Below are 20,085 nucleotides of genomic sequence, written 5' to 3'. Positions count from 1 at the left end.
GGCGAGTGCTTCACGGTCGATCCATTCACCAAGACACTGGTCGGGCTTCTGAGTCACGGTAACCTTCCACATGTAGGGGCAGAAAAAAGGGGCTACATTATGCCGCCCACAACCTCATACAGCAATGCGCGCTTGTCGCGAAATCGGTAACAAAATTCCTTTCAAAAAAATCAGGCCCCGCGCCAGCCCAGTAAATACGCGGCTTCCAGCGCAGTCAATTTTTCGTCGACTGTTAGACGATGTCTGTAACCCTCCGTAACACGAGCCAATTTCGGCACTACATAACCACTAAAAAAGTGCTCGTTTTTATGGTTACCACTACATTTCGCCAAAACAGTGAAGATAGACGTAGTCTGCAACTGACAGGCGACACCCGACGCCGCTACAATTACCGACTTTGTCGCAAAGCCTGGAGCTCAACCTTCCGTGCCCGTTCTGCGTCTACCGCAACTCCCTGCCGAGGCAGGTAAACAGCATTGGGGCAATTTGCCCGGCGCTGCCCTCAGTCTGGCGATTGCCGAGGCTGCCAGCGCTGCCAAGCGCTTCACCCTGCTACTGACCGCCGACAGCCAGAGTGCTGAACGACTGGAACAGGAGCTGAGTTTCTTCGCCCCGGATTTGCCCGTTCTGCATTTCCCCGACTGGGAAACCCTGCCCTACGACCTGTTCTCGCCGCATCAGGACATCATTTCCCAGCGCATTGCCAGCTTATATAGGCTGCCGGAACTGGAACACGGTGTGTTGGTGGTGCCGATCACCACCGCCCTGCACCGTCTGGCGCCGACCAAATTCCTGCTCGGTAGCAGCCTGGTGCTGGATGTCGGTCAGAAGCTCGACGTCGAGCAGATGCGCTCGCGACTCGAAGCCAGCGGCTATCGCTACGTCGACACGGTGTATGAGCACGGCGAATTCACCGTGCGCGGCGCGCTGATCGACCTGTTCCCGATGGGCAGCAAGTTGCCGTATCGCATCGACCTGTTCGATGACGAAATCGAAACCCTGCGTACTTTTGATCCGGAAAACCAGCGCTCCATCGACAAGGTCGATTCGGTCAAGCTGCTGCCAGCGCGTGAATTCCCGTTGCAGAAAGACGCAGTCACCCGCTTCAAGGCGCGCTTTCGCGAGCGTTTCGACGTCGACTTCCGTCGCTGCCCGATCTTCCAGGATCTGAGCAGCGGCATCACTCCGGCCGGTATCGAGTACTACCTGCCGCTGTTCTTCGACGAAACCTCGACGCTATTCGATTACCTGCCGCAGGACACGCAAGTGTTCTCGCTGCCGGGCATCGAGCAAGCGGCGGAAAATTTCTGGAACGACGTGCGCAATCGTTATGAAGAGCGCCGCGTCGATCCATCGCGTCCTTTATTGCCGCCCGCCGAATTGTTCCTGCCGGTGGAAGACTGCTTCGCGCGCCTGAAGAGCTGGCCGCGAGTGGTTGCCAGTCAGCAAGACGTCGAAAGCGGCGCCGGTCGCGAGCGCTTCCCGGCGCAAGCCTTGCCGAATCTGGCGATCGAAGCCAAAGCCACGCAACCGCTGGCCGCGCTGGCTGGCTTCCTCGATGAGTTTCCCGGACGCGTGCTGTTCACTGCTGAATCCGCGGGCCGTCGCGAAGTGCTGCTGGAGTTGCTCGAACGTCTGAAGCTGCGACCGAAAACCGTCGACAGTTGGCCGGACTTCGTCGCGAGCAAGGATCGTCTGGCGATCACCATCGCCCCGCTCGACGAAGGCCTGATGCTGGATGATCCGGCGCTGGCACTGGTCGCCGAAAGTCCACTGTTCGGTCAACGCGTGATGCAGCGTCGCCGTCGCGAGAAGCGTGCCGACGGCAACAACGATGCAGTGATCAAAAACCTCACCGAACTGCGCGAAGGTGCGCCGGTGGTGCACATCGATCACGGTGTCGGTCGCTACCTCGGCCTGACGATTCTGGAAATCGACGATCAAGCCGCCGAATTCCTCACCCTCGAATACGCCGAAAACGCCAAGCTGTACGTGCCGGTGGCCAACCTGCATCTGATCGCGCGCTACACCGGCAGCGATGATGCGCTGGCCCCGCTGCACCGTCTCGGCTCGGAAACCTGGCAGAAAGCCAAACGCAAAGCCGCTGAACAGGTACGTGACGTCGCCGCTGAGTTGCTCGACATCTATGCCCGCCGTGCCGCTCGCGAAGGTTATGCGTTCGCCGACCCGAAGGCCGATTACGCGACGTTCAGCGCCGGTTTCCCGTTCGAAGAAACTCCGGATCAACAAACCACCATCGAAGCCGTGCGCGCCGACATGCTCGCGCCGAAACCGATGGATCGCCTGGTCTGCGGCGACGTTGGCTTCGGCAAGACCGAAGTGGCCATGCGCGCGGCGTTCATCGCCGTCCACGGTGGCCGCCAGGTTGCGATTCTGGTGCCGACCACCCTGCTCGCCCAGCAGCACTACAACAGCTTCCGCGACCGCTTCGCCGACTGGCCGGTGAGCGTGGAAGTGATGAGCCGCTTCAAATCGGCCAAGGAAGTGAGTGCGGCAATTGCCGATCTGGCGGAAGGCAAGATCGACATCGTCATCGGCACGCACAAATTGCTGTCCGATGACGTGAAAATCAAAAACCTCGGGCTCGTAATCATCGACGAAGAACACCGCTTCGGTGTGCGTCAGAAAGAACAGCTCAAGGCCCTGCGCAGCGAAGTCGACATCCTCACGCTGACCGCCACGCCGATTCCGCGCACGCTGAACATGGCGGTGTCGGGCATGCGCGACCTGTCGATCATCGCCACACCGCCGGCGCGACGCCTGTCGGTGCGCACCTTCGTCATGGAGCAGAACAAGAGCACGGTCAAAGAGGCCCTGCTCCGCGAACTGCTGCGCGGCGGCCAGGTTTACTACTTGCACAACGATGTGAAAACCATCGAGAAATGCGCCGCCGACCTTGCCGAACTGGTACCGGAAGCGCGTATCGGCATCGGCCACGGACAAATGCGCGAGCGCGAACTCGAACAGGTGATGAGCGACTTTTATCACAAGCGCTTCAACGTGCTGATCGCCTCGACCATCATCGAGACCGGCATCGACGTGCCGAGCGCCAACACCATTATCATCGAGCGCGCTGACAAATTCGGCCTGGCGCAACTGCACCAGTTGCGTGGTCGTGTCGGCCGCAGTCACCACCAGGCTTACGCGTATTTGCTGACGCCGCCGCGCCAGCAAATCACTTCGGACGCGGAAAAGCGTCTGGAAGCAATCGCCAATACTCAGGATCTCGGCGCCGGTTTCGTGCTGGCGACCAACGACCTGGAAATCCGTGGTGCCGGCGAACTGCTTGGCGATGGCCAGAGTGGGCAGATTCAAGCCGTCGGTTTTACGCTGTACATGGAAATGCTCGAGCGCGCGGTGAAATCGATCCGCAAGGGCGAGCAACCGAACCTCGATCAACCGCTCGGCGGTGGCCCGGAGGTCAATTTGCGGGTGCCGGCGCTGATTCCGGAAGACTACCTGCCGGATGTCCACGCGCGCCTGATTCTGTACAAGCGCATTGCTTCGGCGACCGACGAGGAAGGTTTGAAGGATCTGCATGTCGAGATGATCGACCGTTTCGGCTTGTTGCCGGAACCGACGAAAAATCTGGTGCGCATCACGGCGTTGAAGTTGCAGGCCGAGCAGTTGGGCATCAAGAAAGTCGATGGCGGGCCGCAAGGTGGGCGCATCGAGTTCGAAGCGCAGACGCCGGTCGATCCGATGACGCTGATCAAGCTGATCCAGAGCCAGCCAAAACGCTACAAATTCGAAGGCGCCACGATGTTCAAGTTCCAGGTGCCGATGGAACGCCCGGAAGAGCGCTTTAATACTGTAGAGGCGCTGTTTGAGCGCCTCCTCCCGAAATCTGTTTAAAGGACGCCGCATGCGCCTGTTTCGCTCGCTGACTTTGCTACTCACCCTGGTAGCACCTTCGGTTTTTGCCGATGACCTGTATCAGGTCGAAATGATTCTGGTGCGCCAGAACGCCGTGCCGGCCATCGTCAGCCGTGCCGCGCCGGAAGACTGGGCCGCAGGCGCCCAGCGTTTGGGCGATGACAGCAAGCGCACCCCGGCGCTGAATGACGTGGTGACTAAACTCACCGCCAGTGGCGACTACACAGTCCTGATGCACAAGGCCTGGCAGCAAACCCTCGGCGAAGCACCGGCGAAAGTCTCGGTCAGCGACGGTCAGGAGCAATACGGCCAGTTCCCGATCGAGGGCACGCTGGAGATGAAGCTCGGGCGCTTCACCGACGTCGCTGCCGATTTCTGGGTCAATCAGATCGACACCAATGGCTTGGTCACCGCCAGTGAACGCCTGAAACAGGACAGCCACACCAAGAACGGCCAACTCAACTATCTCGACAACGGCCATCTGGCCCTGCTGATCAAGATCACTTCCCTGACCGCACCCGCGCCACGGGAAGCGCCTGAAGCGATTCCGGACTGATCGAAGTCCTTATGAACCCGCCGCTGAGTAAACCGTTGGCGCCCTCCTGGGTCAGCCGATTCAAGGAACAGAGCCTGGAGCGTGGCCGCCGCTACGCCCTGGAAAACCGGGTACGCATCGCCCAGGTCGGCGATGCAACGATCACCGCCAGCTGCGAAGGCTCTGGCGGTAACGTTTACCGTCAGACGATTCATCTTCGCGAGTCAGCCAAAGGCACTTTGCTGCTGGTCGATGCCGGCTGCACCTGCCCGGTTCGCAGCAACTGCAAACATTGCGCGGCAGTGTTGCTGAAAGTGCAGGAAACCCTCGACTACCCCGCCGCTGCCAAAGACGCCGAGCTGTTGGAGAAACTTCAAGCCGTGCTGGAAAACCGTGGCCCGAAAGCGCCGCCGCAAGTGCTGGTCGACAATGTGCAGCCGATGCCACGCCTGTGGCTGGCCAGTGTCGAGTTCAGCGCTTTCGAACCGCGCAACGGCAAGATGCAGCGCTACATTCAGCACCGCGCGGCGCTGTCGTTCAGCTATCTGGATGAGTACGTCAGCGGGCAGAAAAACAGCGACATCCTGATTCGTCAGGAAACCCAGACCCTGCGGATAAAACGCCATCCGGAGGTCGAACAGTCCTACCGTGAACAGTTAAGAATCCTCGGCTTTCGAATCGCCACGCGGCAGAGCAAAGCGCTGCCGGAAAGCGCGGGCGAACTGTATGAGATGGTCAACGACAGCGCTTGGCTGACGTTTACCCTCAACGATTTGCCGAAGCTGCGCACCCAAGGCTGGGAATTGCAGATCGACGAGGAGTTTGGCTTTGACCTGACTGCCGTGGATGACTGGTACGCCACGGTCGAGCAGGCGCCGGAGCGTGACTGGTTTGATCTGGAACTGGGGATCATCGTCAACGGTGAACGCCTGAGTCTGCTGCCGATCCTGCTTAACCTGATGCGCTCGCACGCGGAAATTCTCAATCCGGAACGCCTTGCGCGGCGTCGCGATGACGAGCTGATTCTGGTCAACGTGCCGCAACGCAATATCGAGCACGGGCCACTGCAGGTTGCTTTACCGTTGGGCCGGTTAAAACCGGTATTGATGACGCTCGGCGAGTTCTATTTGCAGGAGCCGGGCGAAACCACCCTGCGCCTGAGCAAGGCCGACGCCACACGCCTCAACTCGCTGGAAGGCCTGCCGCTGCTGTGGGAGGGCGGCGAGCAGATCCGCACGTTCGCCCAACGCTTGCGCGACATCCGTGATTTCAGCGCTGAAGCACCGGAAGGACTGAACGCAACGCTGCGCCCGTATCAGCTCGAAGGCCTGAGCTGGATGCAATCGCTGCGGCAACTGGAAGTCGGCGGAATCCTTGCGGATGACATGGGTTTGGGTAAAACCCTACAGACCCTGGCGCATATTCTCAGCGAGAAAATCGCCGGTCGCCTTGATCGCCCGTGCATGGTGGTGATGCCGACCAGCCTGATTCCGAACTGGCTGGATGAGGCGGCACACTTCACCCCGCAGCTGAAAGTTGTCGCTCTGTACGGTGCCACGCGCAAAAAGCATTTCGATAATCTGGCCGATTTCGACCTGATCCTCACCACCTACGCGCTGCTGCCCAAAGACGTCGAACGTCTGGCCAAGCAGCCGCTGCATGTATTGGTGCTGGATGAGGCGCAGTACATCAAAAACCCGAACAGCAAAGCCGCTCAAGCCGCGCGCGAGCTTAATGCACGCCAGCGTCTGTGCCTGAGCGGTACGCCGCTGGAAAACCACTTGGGCGAGCTGTGGTCGCTGTTTCACTTCCTGCTGCCGGGCTGGCTCGGCGACGTCAAAAGCTTCAACGCCGATTACCGTGTGCCGATTGAAAAGCGCGGCAGTGAAGTCAGACTTCAGCACCTCAACGGTAGGATAAAACCGTTCCTGCTGCGCCGCACCAAAGAGCAGGTCGCCACCGAGCTGCCGCCGAAAACCGAGATCATCCATTGGGTCGATCTCAACGAAGCGCAGCGCGATGTGTACGAAACCATGCGTTTGGCGATGGACAAGAAAGTCCGCGACGAGATCACCCGCAAAGGCGTGGCGCGCAGTCAGATCATCATTCTTGAGGCGCTGTTGAAGCTGCGTCAGGTTTGCTGTGATTTGCGCTTGGTCAACGATGCCACCCTGCCCGCTCGCGGCAGCACCTCGGGCAAGCTCGACAGCTTGATGGAAATGCTTGAGGAGTTGTTTGAGGAAGGACGGCGGATTCTGCTGTTTTCGCAGTTCACCTCGATGCTGGCCTTGATCGAGCAAGAGCTGAAAAAGCGTAATGTTTCCTACGCGCTATTGACCGGCCAGACCCGCGATCGGCGTACACCGGTGAAGGAATTCCAGAGCGGCAAGCGTCAGATTTTTCTCATCAGCCTGAAGGCCGGTGGCGTTGGTCTGAACCTGACGGAAGCGGACACGGTGATTCACTACGACCCGTGGTGGAACCCGGCGACCGAGAATCAGGCGACGGATCGGGCGTACCGGATTGGTCAGGAGAAACCGGTATTCGTTTACAAGATGATTGCCCGGGGCACGGTGGAAGAGAAGATTCAGCACCTGCAAAAGGAAAAATCCGACTTGGCGGCAGGCGTGCTGGATGGGCGCAAGGCCGGGGACTGGAAGTTGCAGAGTGATGATATTGAAGCGCTGTTTGCGCCGCTGCCGGATAAGCTCGATAAGCGTTGAAATCTTTTTTTCTGTTAGATAGCTATCGCGAGCAAGCTTTGCTCCTACGGGTGGACGCCGCAGATCCCTGTAGGAGCAAAGCTTGCTCGCGAATGACTCACCTCGGTCTGACGGTTAAAACCCAGGCTCAACTCTTGGAAACAGGCAACGGCGCAAACAGCGCCTCGATGTCACTCTGCTCCAGCTTCCAGCCACCCGTCGTCCCACCCTCAAGCACCGCCCCGGCCAGTGCAGCCTTCTCCTGCTGCAACGCCTGTATCTTCTCCTCCACGGTGCCACGGGCAATCAGCTTGTAAACAAACACCGGGTTGTTCTGCCCGATGCGATACGCGCGATCGGTGGCCTGATTCTCCACCGCCGGGTTCCACCAAGGGTCGAAGTGGATCACCGTGTCCGCAGCGGTCAGGTTCAAACCGGTACCGCCCGCCTTCAGACTGATCAGAAACAACGGTACCTTGCCGCCCTGAAATTCCTTCACTGGCGTACGCCGATCCGTGGTGTCACCGGTCAGCAGCGAATAGGCAATATCCCGTTGCTGCAATTCTTCCTCGATCAAAGCGAGCATCGAAGTGAACTGGGAGAACAGCAGGATTCTGCGACCTTCGCCGAGCAACTCTTCAAGCATTTCCATCAGGCTGACCAGCTTGCCACTGCCGGAACGCAGTGCCTTGGCTGTCATTGGCATCTTGATCAGGCGCAAGTCGCAACAAACCTGCCGCAGCTTGAGCAAGGCATCGAGAATGATGATCTGACTGCGCGCCACGCCACTGCGGGCAATCTCGTCGCGGACTTTTTTGTCCATTGCGACGCGAACCGTTTCATAGACATCGCGCTGGCCGTCGCTGAGATCGACCCAATGGACGATTTCGGTTTTCGGCGGCAACTCGGTGGCGACCTGATCCTTTTTGCGACGCAACAAAAACGGCTTGATCCGTGCCGTCAGGTGCTGCATGCGCTGAACATTGCCGTGCTTTTCAATTGGCGTGCGGTAATCGCGATTGAAGGATTTGCTGTCGCCAAGCCAGCCGGGCATGAGGAAATGAAACTGCGACCACAGCTCGCCCAAGTGGTTTTCCAATGGCGTGCCGCTCAGGCACAAGCGCTGACGGGCCTGCAGATCACGGGCCGCTTGCGCCGCTTTGCTGATCGGATTTTTGATGTTCTGCGCTTCGTCGAGAATCAGCACGCTCCACAGCTGCGGCTGTAGAACCTCGAGATCCCTCGGCAGCAACGCGTAAGTGGTCAGCACCAGATCGTACTCGGCCAGATTAGCGAAATCTTTCTGCCGTCCCGTGCCGTGCAGCGCCAATACTTTCAACTGCGGGGTGAATCGCTCGGCCTCGTCGAGCCAGTTTGGAATCAGGCTGGTCGGCATCACCGCCAGAGCCGGGCAATCGAGGCGACCGGCGTGTTTTTCCGTAAGCAGATGCGCCAGGGTTTGCAGGGTTTTGCCCAGCCCCATGTCATCGCCCAGAATGCCGCCGACCTCAAGCTCACGCAGGGTCTGCATCCAGTTCAGGCCTTCGAGCTGATACGGGCGCAGTTGCGCGTCAAGACCGGCCGGCGCAGCGACGTGGGTGTGACTGGAATTCTGCAATCGCTTGGCGAAGGTGCGCAGCCGCTCGCCACCCTGCCAATCCAGCGGCACACCATCGAGCATACTCAAGCGCGCGGCATCCGGGACACTCAAGCGCAGTGCATCGCCCTGATGACCGCCCAGGTACAACTCGCCCAGCGTCGCCATCAGCGGTTTGACCCGACTCAGCGGCAGCGCGACCTTGGCGCCCGAAGAGTCACCAAAACCGCTGGGCTTCAGTTCGATCAGGAGTTTTTCGTCATCGCTGCGTTGTGCCAGATTGACCGGGTCGAGCAAGCGCGGCTGGGTGCGCAACAAGTGCAGAAGGATCGGTAGCAAACTATAGCGCTGGCCATTGACGACGATACCCAATTGCAAATCAAACCACTGATGCCCAGCCTCTTCTTCGACCTCGGCGTACCAATGCTCGACTGGCTGTACATTGAAATGAAAGCCGTCACTAATCTCGACTTGCCAGTTCAAGGCGCGCAGGGTGGCAAGCCCTTCGTGCATAAACCCGAGCCAGGCGGAATCATCCGGCAAGGTAAACATCTCGCCGCGACGATCCAGCGAACTCTTGCGGGTGGCTTTCTTGAAGCCGTGCTTTTGCAGGATCTGGCGCAGCTGCTTTTCCACCGCAGGCTGGCGTTGAATGCGCTGGGTTTCGGTGCCGTTGAGGATCATCACTTCCGGATTGCGATCCACCGTCGGCTGGCCGTTGTAGGTAAATACCAGGGCGGCGCGGTGCTCCAGAACGTATTCCCAGCGCGAGCGCTCCCGACCGCTGACGAGGGTCAGTTGTGGCTGCGGCAGTACGTCGTCGATGACTCGTTCGGTCAGTTGGTGTGGCGGCGGGATTCTCGTTGCGGTGCTCATGCGATGGCTGAACTGCATGGCCTGACGCGCCGGAACGTCCGGCGCCAGCGTCAAATGACTGGCCAGTTTTTCTTCCAGTTCATTGAACAGAGGGCCAATCTGCCGCTGCTCACGATCGAGGTAATAAAGCGGCTCCAGCGCCAGCACGGTTTCTTGCGCCGCCTCGGCACTGCTCCACTGCGCACGGAAGCCGCCGTCGGCCTGTTCGGCCCAGGCGAACTGGCCGATGCGCTTCGCGCCCGGCGCCAACGGTCGCAGATCCTCGAAATCGAGGAACAGCCGCGAGGTGCGCAGGAGCATTTCCAGCAGCTCGGCGCCGCTGCTGCCTTCCAGCGGATAGCCGCTGTAATAGGCGTGGTGGGAGTGCATGGCAACCAGCAGCCTGGCGACGCGCAGATCCAGCTCGGACAGGTAGCCGGGCTGACGCATTAGCATTTCCGCCAGCGAATACATCGGTTTGACTTCGCGTAACTCGCCGCTCTTGAGCTGGGAAACCTTGAAAATATCGAGCAGCCACTTGCCGCTGACTGACGTAGGCTTGAGCTTGTAAAACAGGCGCGTGCCTGCGGTTTGCGCGCCCTCTACGGCGGGCTTGGCCGGCACCGGAATTGTCGAAAGCCAATGTTCCAGCGCCCGACCCAGCGGGATCTGTGCGTCACTTTCAGACGCACTTTGATCACTGCCCTGCAGGTGATAGAGCACCGCAGCGCAATGCTTGCAGTCGATAGCGACAGGACAGGTGCACAGGCAACGCAAGCTGACGGAGCCCAGCCGATCTTCGGACAGGTAAATGGTTTGTTCATACGCCTGATCTTGCGAACCGACGCAGAACGCTTCGATCTTTCTGTCATCGATCTCGATGATCTCTACTCGATCATCGGCGGCATAAGCGCGAGCCTTGGCCAGCGCGCTGCTAGTGAATGCCTGAGTCCAGGCCGACGACTTGAGCCGCTCGATGAAAATGCTCATGGGCAGCCCTTAGCCGGCCAACACCCGCGCCAATGTCGACTTCACCTTACCCATGCCGTCATGCAACGCCTGCTCGATCTCGGCCATGGTGATCACTTCGGTGGTCTTGCCCGCTGCCGGGTTCACTACCAGCGCCAGACAGGCGTAATCCAGATCCAGTTCACGCGCCAGCGCGGCTTCCGGCATGCCGGTCATGCCGACGATGTCGCAGCCATCACGCTCCAGTCGCACGATCTCGGCGACCGTTTCCAGACGCGGCCCTTGAGTGCAGGCGTAAACGCCTTGATCGCTGTATTCGCAGCCTTCGGCGGCCACGGCAGCAATCAATTGCTGACGCAGCGCTTCGCTGTAGGGAAAGCTGAAGTCGATGTGGGTGACGTGCTCCAGATCATCGGCGAAATAGGTGTGCTCACGGCCGCTGGTGTAGTCGACGATCTGATGTGGCACGCAGAAATGCCCGGTGCCCATCGCCGGATGAATCCCGCCGACGGCATTCACCGCGATGATTGCTTCGGCGCCGGCCTGCTTCAGCGCCCACAGATTGGCGCGGTAGTTGACCTTGTGCGGCGGGAAGCGATGCGGGTGGCCGTGACGGGCGAGGAACAGCACTTCCTTGCCGGCGTACTCGCCGATCTGCACTTCGGCGGAGGGTGCGCCGTAAGGCGTATCGACTGCCAGCGACTGACGAATGCTCAGGCCTTCGAGTTGAGTCAGGCCGGTGCCACCGATGATTGCGTAAACGGTCATAACGAAAAATCCTTAATCGATCAGTTGAGCGTCTTTGAGCGCGCCGATGGCGGTGAGCCAGCGCGGATCCTGGCGATATTCGGTGCTGGCAATGGCCTGACCGCGCATGCGCGCAATTCGGGCGGAGGGCTTGACCTTCATCCGTTGCGCGGCGCTGAGGGCTAGCTCGGCAGCTGCGCGGTCGTTGCACACCAGGCCCATGTCGCAGCCGGCAGTGAGCGCAGCTTCGATGCGGCTGGCGGCGTCGCCGACCACGTGGGCGCCGGCCATCGACAGGTCGTCGCTGAAGATCACGCCGTCGAACTGCAACTCGCCGCGCAGAATGTCCTGCAACCAGCGGCGGGAGAATCCGGCTGGCTGCGAATCGACCTGCGGATAGATGACGTGCGCCGGCATGATCGCAGCCAGTTGTTTGCTGAGTCTGGCGAACGGCACGAGATCGTTGGCGCGGATCTCGTCGAGGCTGCGTTCGTCATTCGGGATCGCCACGTGGGAATCGGCTTCGGCCCAACCGTGACCAGGGAAGTGCTTGCCGGTGGCCGCCATGCCCGCGCTGTTCATGCCGCGAATAAATGCCCCGGCAAGGACTGCGGCGCGCTCGGGATCGCCTTCAAAGGAACGGGTGCCGACCACGGCGCTGCGCTGGTAATCGAGATCGAGTACCGGGGCGAAGCTCAGGTCGAGGCCGACCGCCAGCACTTCGGTGGCCATGATCCAGCCACATTGTTCGGCGAGGTATTCGGCATTCGGGTTGTCGGCGATGGCACGCATGGCCGGCAGGCGCACGAAGCCCTGACGCAGACGCTGCACACGACCGCCCTCTTGATCCACCGCCAGCAGCAGATCCGGGCGAATCGCGCGGATCGCGGCGCTGAGCTCACGCACCTGACGTGGATGCTCGATGTTACGGGCAAAAATAATCAGGCCGCCCACTTCGGGCTGACGCAACAATTGGCGATCTTCGCCCGTCAGCCAGGTACCGGCGACGTCCACCATCAACGAGCCTTGCAGGCCAGCAGTCATAGAGATTCCTTGAAAACGAAAAACCCGATGCGCAGAAAATCGCTACCGTGAGCAGTGCTCGGCAGGTCGGCAATTTCTGTGAGAATCGGGTTCAGAACGAGAGTCGGCATGGGCGGCTAGCTTAGCGGATACAAGCTGCCGCGCCCACCCGTGCGCGGTTAAACCTTGGCGGCGACCGGCGTTGATTTGCTGCGCGGACGCAGTTGCGCGGTGGCCATGGCCGTGTCGGTGACGCCGGTTTCTGCGCGCATGCCCGCGGCGAGGAACGGCACCATCAGGCGCATGACTTGTTCAATGGAAGTGTTGACGCCGAAATCGGTCTCGGCAATCGCCCGCAACGCCTTGATACCGGACATGCTGAAGGCCGCAGCGCCGAGCATGAAGTGCACGCGCCAGAACAGTTCGATTGGTGGAATACGCGGCGCGGCTTCGTTGACCAGCAACATGTAGCGACGGAATACCTTGCCGTACATGTCTTCCAGATAACGGCGCAAGTGACCTTGGCTCTGGCTGAACGCGAGGCCGAGCAAACGCATGAAAATCGACAGATCGTTGCCGCTGCGTGGTTGCACCACGAGGGCTTGTTCGACGAGGATTTCCAACAGTTCTTCGAGGGTCGGCTTGTTCTCAGGCTTGGCCTGACGGCGCTCCAGCTCTTTATCGAGGCTGAGGCAGAACGGCCCGAGGAAGCGCGAGAAAACCGCCTGTATCAGGGCCTTCTTCGAACCGAAGTGATAGTTCACTGCTGCCAGGTTGACGCCAGCCTTGCTGGTGATCAAACGCAATGAGGTTTCCGCGAAACCTTTCTCCGCGAACAACTGCTCGGCAGCATCAAGAATGCGTTCAACGGTTTCCGACTGGGCCATGGCTACTCCGCCTGACAAACACTTGTTTGAAACATACGTTTCAGCCTATGCCTTGTCAAGCCTGCCAGTTCGTTTTGGGAATGGTCGGTCAGCTATTTAACCACACAAGCCCGGCGCTTTTATAAGCAGTGCTGCCGACCGTCCGGCGGCAGGCAAAAAAACGGGCATTGCCAAGAGCGTTTCACTGTATATAATCCCAGTCACTGTATAAAAAGACAGAGCGATCATTATGCTAAAGCTGACGCCACGCCAAGCCGAGATTCTGGCCTTTATCAAACGTTGCCTCGAAGACAACGGTTATCCGCCAACCCGTGCGGAAATCGCTCAGGAACTGGGCTTCAAGTCGCCTAACGCGGCAGAAGAACACCTCAAGGCGCTGGCCCGCAAAGGCGCCATCGAAATGACCCCGGGCGCCTCTCGTGGCATTCGCATCCCTGGCTTCGAAGCCAAGGCTGACGACTCTACCCTGCCGGTCATTGGCCGTGTCGCTGCCGGTGCGCCGATCCTCGCTCAGCAGCACATCGAAGAGTCCTGCAACATCAATCCCGCCTTCTTCCACCCGCGTGCCGACTATCTGTTGCGCGTGCACGGCATGAGCATGAAGGACATCGGCATTTTCGACGGTGATCTGCTGGCCGTCCACACCACTCGCGAAGCGCGCAATGGCCAGGTGGTTGTCGCCCGTATCGGCGATGAAGTGACCGTCAAACGCTTCAAGCGTGAAGGCAGCAAAGTCTGGCTGATGGCCGAAAACCCTGAGTTCGCCCCTATCGAAGTCGACCTGAAAGATCAGGAACTGGTGATCGAAGGCTTGAGTGTCGGCGTTATCCGCCGCTAAAGGAGGCTTTATGCAGTTCCCACACACACCTCAGCAAACACAACTGCCTTTATTCGAAGCGTTTCTGGCGCAACCGATGGCGCCGATCCTCAAAGAAGTGGTCGAGCGTGAATGGAATGCCGAACCTGAAGTATTCAGTGAGCTGTCTCTGCGCGGTGCGGCCGGGAACTGCCTGAACCTGCTCGCCCCGATCCTTCGCGAATTGAGCGAGGATCAGGACGCTCGCTGGCTGACGCTGATCGCACCGCCTGCCAGCCTGACGCAAACCTGGCTGCGCGATGCTGGCCTGAACCGCGAACGCATTCTGCTGCTGCAACCGCGCGGCACGCAAAGTGCTCAGCAGTTGGCGTGCGAGGCATTGCGTCTGGGCCGCAGTCACACAGTGGTGACCTGGCTCAATCCGCTGAACACAACCTCACGTCAGCAACTGATCAGCGCGGCCCGCACGGGCGACGCTCAAAGCCTGAACATTCGCTTGGGTTGATTCGCAGGTGAAATGCGCTGTGTGAAGCGCAGGGCTTCTCCAAGGACAGAGAAGCCGATCTGAAGCGGTACCGATAAAAACGAAAAGCAGGTAGGGATCAGTGAAGAACCCGTGGCCCCTCTTCCTTATCAAACTCACCTTCAATCATCCGGCCGGCCATCTGCACGCCGACGCTCAACATCGCCTTGGCGATTTCCACGTGCTGACCCTGAAGGAAAGTCTTGGCATCCTCGGAGAAATCCAGAGTCACCAAAGAACCTTCGTCCTCAGCCCTGCGCAGTTCGATTCGGCCGTCTGGCAACTCGACAATTTCTAGAAAGGACGTTGGCATATAGGTCTGTTCTCCACGAAAGGCAGGGATTATATAGACATCATTCAGGATTCGCTCGGGATCTTGACCAGCAGCATGTTTCAGATTGCCACCGCGTCAATCAGTCTCAGCACTCGTTCAATCCTTCACGAAAACGAATCGCCAAGCCTTTCAGATTCTGCCGCCAGCTCTCCAGCTCCTCTCGGCTCAACTCTTCTGGCGCCTCTTCTTCATCGAGGTTGATCGCCTGAATCAGCGGTTGGGTCACGTCGCCCTTCGGCTTGTGTGGCACCCGCGGAGGCTGAAACAGTGCCGAATGCGCCGCCAACAGTTTCGCCAGCCAGGTTTCAGGATTACCCGCCAATTCGACCATTTCAGCCATTTCGGGAATCGCGATCGAATCCAGCACTTCGCGCGTCAGCAGCATCTCTGCCCGTGGCGCATTGGCCTGAGGTAGACGATAGAACCCAGCAATCTCATGACAAAGGCCCAACAGGGCGCCATAGAGGTGGAATAACGCCGATTCACGCCCGGCCTGAATCAGCGCCAGAGAATTCATCGCCCGCCCTTCTTCAGCGCGAGCCAGGGCTTCCAGCGACAGGCCGGCGAAATAGATCTTCTGATTGGTACGGGTATAGAGTTCGTGAGCCATGACGGCGCTCTCCACAACGAAATAATTGCTTCACACAGGCCGGACAGTGTCGTGGATCAGCCGATCCCACCGCAAGCAGAAAACAAAAAGGCCGCATGAAAACCCGAGGGTTCGCATGCGGCCTTTTCAGTATCGGACTAACGCTTACTCGGCCTTGGCCTTCGTACGCTTGTCTTCAACGGTCCACTTGCCGCCGTCGTAGTAAGCCTTCCAACCGGTAGGCTTGCCGTCGACTTCGGTCTGCACGTATTGCTCCTTGGTCTTGCGGCTGTAGCGGATAACCGCTGGCAGACCATCAGGATCCTTCTTCGGCGCGTCGCAGAGGAAGTGGTACTTCGGATCGATCTCGTCCTTGTGCGGCACAATCTCGATCACCAGCGGAGCACGGGTCTCGCGGTTTTTCGGGAACTGACTCGCCGCGAGGAACAGGCCGGAGGCACCGTCGCGCAGGATGTAGGTGTCGTTGACCTTTTCGCACTTCAGCTCAGGCATCTTCACCGGATCCATCTTCGGCGGCGCCGCGTCACCGCTTTTCAGCAGCTTGCGGGTGTTCTTGCACTCAGGGTTGGTGCAACCGAAGAACTTGCCGAATCGGCCGGTCTTGAGCTGCATCTCGCTGCCGCACTTATCGCATTCCAGGCTCGGGCCTTCGTAACCCTTGATGCGATAGCTGCCCTCTTCGATTTCGTAGCCAGCGCAATCCGGGTTGTTACCGCAGATGTGCAGCTTGCGCTTCTCGTCGAGCAAGTAAGCGTCCATCGCTGTGCTGCAGATCGGGCAACGATGCTTGCCGCGCAGTACCAACGACTCCGATTCGCCCTCATCGTCCGCAGCGATTTCATCGCCCGGCACCAAGTTGACGGTGGCCTTGCAGCGTTCTTTCGGCGGCAAGCTGTAGCCCGAGCAGCCGAGGAACACGCCGGTCGATGCGGTACGAATCTGCATCGGACGGCCGCAAGTCGTGCACGGAATGTCGGTCATCACCGGCTGGTTGGCACGCATGCCGTTTTCCGGGTTTTCGGCTACTTCGAGCTTCTTCTTGAAGTCGCCATAGAACTCGTCCAGCACGTTTTTCCAGTCGCGCTCGCCCTGTGCCACGTCATCGAGATTCTCTTCCATGCCGGCAGTGAAGCCGTAGTCCATGAGGTTCGAGAAGCTCTCCGACAGACGCTCGGTAACGATGTCGCCCATCTTTTCCGAATAGAAACGACGGTTGTGCAGGGTCACGTAACCGCGATCCTGAATGGTCGAAATGATCGCCGCATAAGTCGAAGGACGACCGATGCCGCGTTTTTCCATTTCTTTCACCAGGCTGGCTTCGGAGTAACGCGCCGGCGGCTTGGTGAAGTGCTGCGACGGATCGAGCTTGATCAGCTTCATCACGTCGCCCTGCGCCATATCAGGCAGAACGTCATCATCGCCCGGCTTGGCAATTTGCGGCATGACACGGGTGTAACCGTCGAACTTGAGGATGCGGCCCTTGGCGCGCAGCTCGAAATCGCCAGCGCCGACGCTGACGGTAGTCGACAGGTACTGGGCCGGTAGCATCTGGCAAGCCAGGAACTGGCGCCAGATCAGCTCGTAGAGACGCTCTGCATCGCGCTCCATGCCCGCCAGCTTGCTTGGAATGGTGTTGGCGTCGGAAGGACGAATCGCTTCGTGAGCCTCTTGTGCGCCTTCCTTGCTGCTGTAGACGTTCGGCGTTTCCGGCAGGTACTTCTTGCCGAACTCGTCTTCGATGTAAGCCCGCGCCATTGTTACGGCATCGGCCGAGAGGTTGGTCGAGTCGGTACGCATATACGTGATGTAGCCGGCTTCATACAAACGCTGGGCCATCATCATGGTTTTCTTCACGCCGAAGCCCAGGCGGTTACTCGCAGCCTGTTGCAGGGTCGACGTGATGAACGGCGCCGAAGGCTTGCTGCTGGTCGGCTTGTCTTCGCGTTTGACGATGCTGTAGCTGGAAGCCTTGAGCTTCTCCAGCGCGGCCGTGGCCTGGGCTTCGTTCAGCGGCTTGAAGGCTTCGCCTTTTTCGCGAGCCACTTCGAAACGCACGGTCGAGCCTTTGGTGGTGCCGAGATCGGCATGCACTTCCCAATACTCTTCCGGGTTGAACGCACGAATTTCGCGCTCACGCTCCACGACCAGCTTCACGGCTACAGATTGCACGCGGCCAGCGGACAGGCCACGGGCGATCTTCGCCCACAGCAGCGGCGAGACCATGTAACCGACAACGCGGTCGAGGAACCGACGCGCCTGCTGAGCGTTGACACGATCGATGTCCAGCTCGCCCGGCTTGGAGAACGCTTCCTGAATCGCCTTCTTGGTGATTTCGTTGAACACCACGCGCTTGTAGCGGCTGTCGTCACCACCGATGGCTTCGCGCAGGTGCCAGGCAATGGCTTCCCCCTCGCGATCCAAGTCGGTTGCGAGATAGATGGTGTCAGCATCTTTGGCGAGCCGGCGCAGCTCTTCGATGACCTTCTCTTTACCCGGGAGGATCTCGTACTTGGCTTTCCAGCCATGATCGGGATCGACACCCATACGCGAGACGAGCTGCTTGCGCGCCTTCTCTTTCGGCGAGAGCACCGGACCTTCGCCCGCAGCAGCCTTGCCGCGCTTGGCGGCTGGCTCTTTGCTGGCGCTAGCCGAACCGCTGGTGGGCAGGTCTCGGATATGGCCGATACTCGACTTCACCACGTATTGGTTACCCAGATACTTGTTGATGGTCTTGGCCTTAGCCGGGGATTCCACAATGACCAGCGATTTGCCCATGGATCAGAAAATTCCTGAATTCTAGAAGTGAAAGGCGGTTGGCGCCTGACGCGGCACCGCTATATATAGTTGATACAAGGTGAGGTCAAGCACAGGGTTCTGTGCGCACTCGCCTTATGCCTTGGAAAAAAGGCTCGGTTCAGCTTGCACCAAAGCAAAGCGTGGCACCTGCTCGCCGTCAACCTCGACCGACTCGAGAAACATGCTCAAGGGGCGTACCCAAAAGCCGTAATCGCCATACAGGGCTTGGTAAAAGACCACTTCTTCTTCGGTTTCCGAATGCCGCGCAACACTGAATACACGGTACTGCGGACCTTTGTAATGTTGGTAGAGCCCAGGTTGTATCGGCATGTTTTGGCCCTCACTCAAATTTTTTCAAAATAAAAACAAAAATAAATCCAGAAAAACAAAAACCGGGGCACTTGGCCCCGGCTTCCATCGACGAGACGCTTAAACGCGTTCGAAGACGGTGGAGATGCCTTGGCCGAGACCAATGCACATAGTGGCTACCCCGAAGGTACCGCTATTCTGCTTCATCACGTTCAGCAAGGTGCCGGAAATACGGGCACCGGAGCAACCGAACGGGTGACCCAGGGCGATCGCGCCGCCATGCAGGTTAACCTTCTCGTTCATCTTGTCGAGTACTTTCAGATCTTTCAGCACTGGCAGAGCCTGTGCAGCGAAAGCTTCGTTGAGCTCGAAGAAGTCGATATCGTTGATGCCAAGACCGGCACGTTTCAAGGCTTTTTGTGTTGCCGGAACTGGACCATAGCCCATGATTGCCGGATCCACACCTGCCACTGCCATCGAACGGATAACCGCCATTGGCTGGATACCCAGATCTTGTGCGCGCTGCGCCGACATCACGATCATGCACGAAGCACCATCGGTGATCTGCGACGAAGTACCTGCGGTCACGGTGCCGCCCTTTGGATTGAAGGCAGGCTTGAGGGCCGCCAGACTTTCCAGGGTGGTTTCCGGACGAATGGTTTCATCATAGTCGAACAGTTTCAGGAAACCGTTCTCGTCGTAGCCCTGCATCGGGATGATTTCGTCTTTGAACTTGCCTTCCACGGTGGCCTTGTGGGCCAACTGGTGGGAACGCACGCCGAAAGCATCTTGCTGCTCGCGAGTGATGCCGTGCATTTTGCCGAGCATTTCAGCGGTCAGACCCATCATGCCCGAGGCTTTCGCCGCGTACAGCGACATGTGCGGGTTCGGATCGACACCATGCATCATGCTCACGTGGCCCATATGCTCGACGCCGCCAACCACGAACACGTCACCGTTACCGGTCATGATCGCTTGCGCAGCAGTGTGCAGCGCGCTCATCGACGAGCCACACAGACGGCTGACGGTCTGGCCGGCCGAAGTGTGCGGGATCTGGGTCATCAGCGACGCCATGCGCGCGATGTTCCAGCCCTGCTCCAGGGTCTGGTTAACGCAGCCCCAGATCACGTCTTCGACTTCCGCCGGATCGACCTTGACGTTGCGTTCCAGCAGTTTGCTGATCAGGTGCGCCGACATGTCTTCGGCGCGGGTGTTGCGGTGCATGCCGCCCTTGGAGCGGCCCATCGGAGTACGACCGAAGTCGACAATCACGACGTCTCTTGGATTCAAGCTCATAAAATTTCACTCTCGCTCAAAAGTTGGGACGCTTAACCGAAGAACCGTTGGCCGGTTTTGGCCATTTCACGCAGCTTCGCGGTCGGGTGGTACAGCGCGCCCAAATCAGCGTACTGGTCAGCCAGGGCAACGAACTCGGCAACACCGATCGAATCGATGTAGCGCAGTGCACCGCCACGGAATGGAGG

15 protein-coding genes and 1 pseudogene are annotated in these 20,085 nt (G+C 59.1%); 5 read left to right on the top strand and 11 right to left on the bottom strand.

Annotated elements, in window-relative coordinates; all coding sequences use genetic code 11:
* Positions 1 to 72, bottom strand: a pseudogene (locus tag ACIP66_RS25150) (glyceraldehyde-3-phosphate dehydrogenase); the annotation flags it as partial.
* A 354-nt stretch (positions 73 to 426) separates the two neighbouring features.
* On the opposite strand from ACIP66_RS25150, the gene mfd reads away from it, so the two are divergent.
* Genes mfd through ACIP66_RS25135 form a run of 3 tightly spaced genes read left to right on the top strand, consistent with a single transcriptional unit; the run spans position 427 to position 7,155 of the window.
* Positions 427 to 3,876, top strand: coding sequence for a transcription-repair coupling factor (gene mfd / locus ACIP66_RS25145; protein ID WP_400651713.1), 3,450 nt, complete (start codon positions 427 to 429; stop codon positions 3,874 to 3,876).
* Between the two features lie 10 nt (positions 3,877 to 3,886).
* On the top strand, positions 3,887 to 4,453 hold the full coding sequence (locus tag ACIP66_RS25140; protein ID WP_400651710.1) for a CsiV family protein: 567 nt from the start codon (positions 3,887 to 3,889) through the stop codon (positions 4,451 to 4,453).
* A gap of 11 nt (positions 4,454 to 4,464) precedes the next feature.
* Complete coding sequence (locus ACIP66_RS25135) at positions 4,465 to 7,155, top strand: DEAD/DEAH box helicase (protein WP_400651708.1); 2,691 nt, start codon at positions 4,465 to 4,467, stop codon at positions 7,153 to 7,155.
* 127 nt (positions 7,156 to 7,282) lie between these two features.
* On the opposite strand, the gene ACIP66_RS25130 is transcribed toward ACIP66_RS25135, so the two are convergent.
* The 4 genes from ACIP66_RS25130 to ACIP66_RS25115 form a co-directional block, all read right to left on the bottom strand.
* On the bottom strand, positions 7,283 to 10,576 hold the full coding sequence (locus ACIP66_RS25130) for an SNF2-related protein (protein WP_400651706.1): 3,294 nt from the start codon (positions 10,574 to 10,576) through the stop codon (positions 7,283 to 7,285).
* A 9-nt stretch (positions 10,577 to 10,585) separates the two neighbouring features.
* Positions 10,586 to 11,323, bottom strand: a complete 738-nt coding sequence (locus tag ACIP66_RS25125; protein ID WP_400651704.1) for an S-methyl-5'-thioinosine phosphorylase — start codon at positions 11,321 to 11,323, stop codon at positions 10,586 to 10,588.
* A 12-nt stretch (positions 11,324 to 11,335) separates the two neighbouring features.
* Positions 11,336 to 12,346: a beta-N-acetylhexosaminidase gene (gene nagZ, locus ACIP66_RS25120; RefSeq protein ID WP_400651701.1), complete on the bottom strand. Its 1,011-nt coding sequence runs from the start codon at positions 12,344 to 12,346 to the stop codon at positions 11,336 to 11,338.
* 158 nt (positions 12,347 to 12,504) lie between these two features.
* Positions 12,505 to 13,212 (bottom strand): TetR/AcrR family transcriptional regulator, encoded by a 708-nt coding sequence (locus tag ACIP66_RS25115; protein WP_019648307.1) that lies wholly within the window; start codon positions 13,210 to 13,212, stop codon positions 12,505 to 12,507.
* Between the two features lie 229 nt (positions 13,213 to 13,441).
* Here ACIP66_RS25115 and lexA point away from each other — a divergent pair, with 229 nt between their 5' ends.
* Together lexA and sulA are read left to right on the top strand one after the other, a co-directional pair.
* The gene (lexA, locus tag ACIP66_RS25110; RefSeq protein ID WP_053122085.1) at positions 13,442 to 14,050 is read left to right on the top strand and encodes a transcriptional repressor LexA; all 609 of its coding nucleotides are present in this window, start codon (positions 13,442 to 13,444) and stop codon (positions 14,048 to 14,050) included.
* Between the two features lie 10 nt (positions 14,051 to 14,060).
* Positions 14,061 to 14,534, top strand: a complete 474-nt coding sequence (gene sulA / locus ACIP66_RS25105; RefSeq protein ID WP_053122087.1) for an SOS-induced cell division inhibitor SulA — start codon at positions 14,061 to 14,063, stop codon at positions 14,532 to 14,534.
* A 97-nt stretch (positions 14,535 to 14,631) separates the two neighbouring features.
* Here the strand turns inward: sulA and ACIP66_RS25100 are convergent, their stop codons facing one another.
* The 6 genes from ACIP66_RS25100 to ACIP66_RS25075 all read right to left on the bottom strand — a co-directional run.
* Entirely contained in the window at positions 14,632 to 14,865 is a 234-nt protein-coding gene (locus ACIP66_RS25100) for a hypothetical protein (protein WP_008082203.1), read from the bottom strand.
* Positions 14,866 to 14,971: 106 nt separating this feature from the next.
* Positions 14,972 to 15,496, bottom strand: a complete 525-nt coding sequence (locus ACIP66_RS25095; protein ID WP_400651697.1) for a DUF6586 family protein — start codon at positions 15,494 to 15,496, stop codon at positions 14,972 to 14,974.
* Positions 15,497 to 15,640: 144 nt separating this feature from the next.
* On the bottom strand, positions 15,641 to 18,271 hold the full coding sequence (gene topA / locus ACIP66_RS25090; protein WP_053122091.1) for a type I DNA topoisomerase: 2,631 nt from the start codon (positions 18,269 to 18,271) through the stop codon (positions 15,641 to 15,643).
* Between the two features lie 114 nt (positions 18,272 to 18,385).
* Entirely contained in the window at positions 18,386 to 18,622 is a 237-nt protein-coding gene (locus tag ACIP66_RS25085) for a DUF1653 domain-containing protein (protein ID WP_007910467.1), read from the bottom strand.
* 99 nt (positions 18,623 to 18,721) lie between these two features.
* A complete protein-coding gene (gene fadA / locus ACIP66_RS25080; protein WP_053122093.1) occupies positions 18,722 to 19,897 on the bottom strand; it encodes an acetyl-CoA C-acyltransferase FadA in 1,176 nt (391 codons plus the stop codon).
* 32 nt (positions 19,898 to 19,929) lie between these two features.
* A partial coding sequence (locus ACIP66_RS25075) for a hypothetical protein (protein ID WP_400651715.1) occupies positions 19,930 to 20,085 on the bottom strand: 156 nt, incomplete at its 5' end.

The organism is Pseudomonas sp. NPDC088429 (assembly GCF_044753305.1).
GTDB lineage: Bacteria > Pseudomonadota > Gammaproteobacteria > Pseudomonadales > Pseudomonadaceae > Aquipseudomonas > Aquipseudomonas rustica.
The sequence above is the reverse complement of the archived record's forward strand: the minus strand, read 5'-3'. Positions and strand labels throughout refer to the sequence as shown.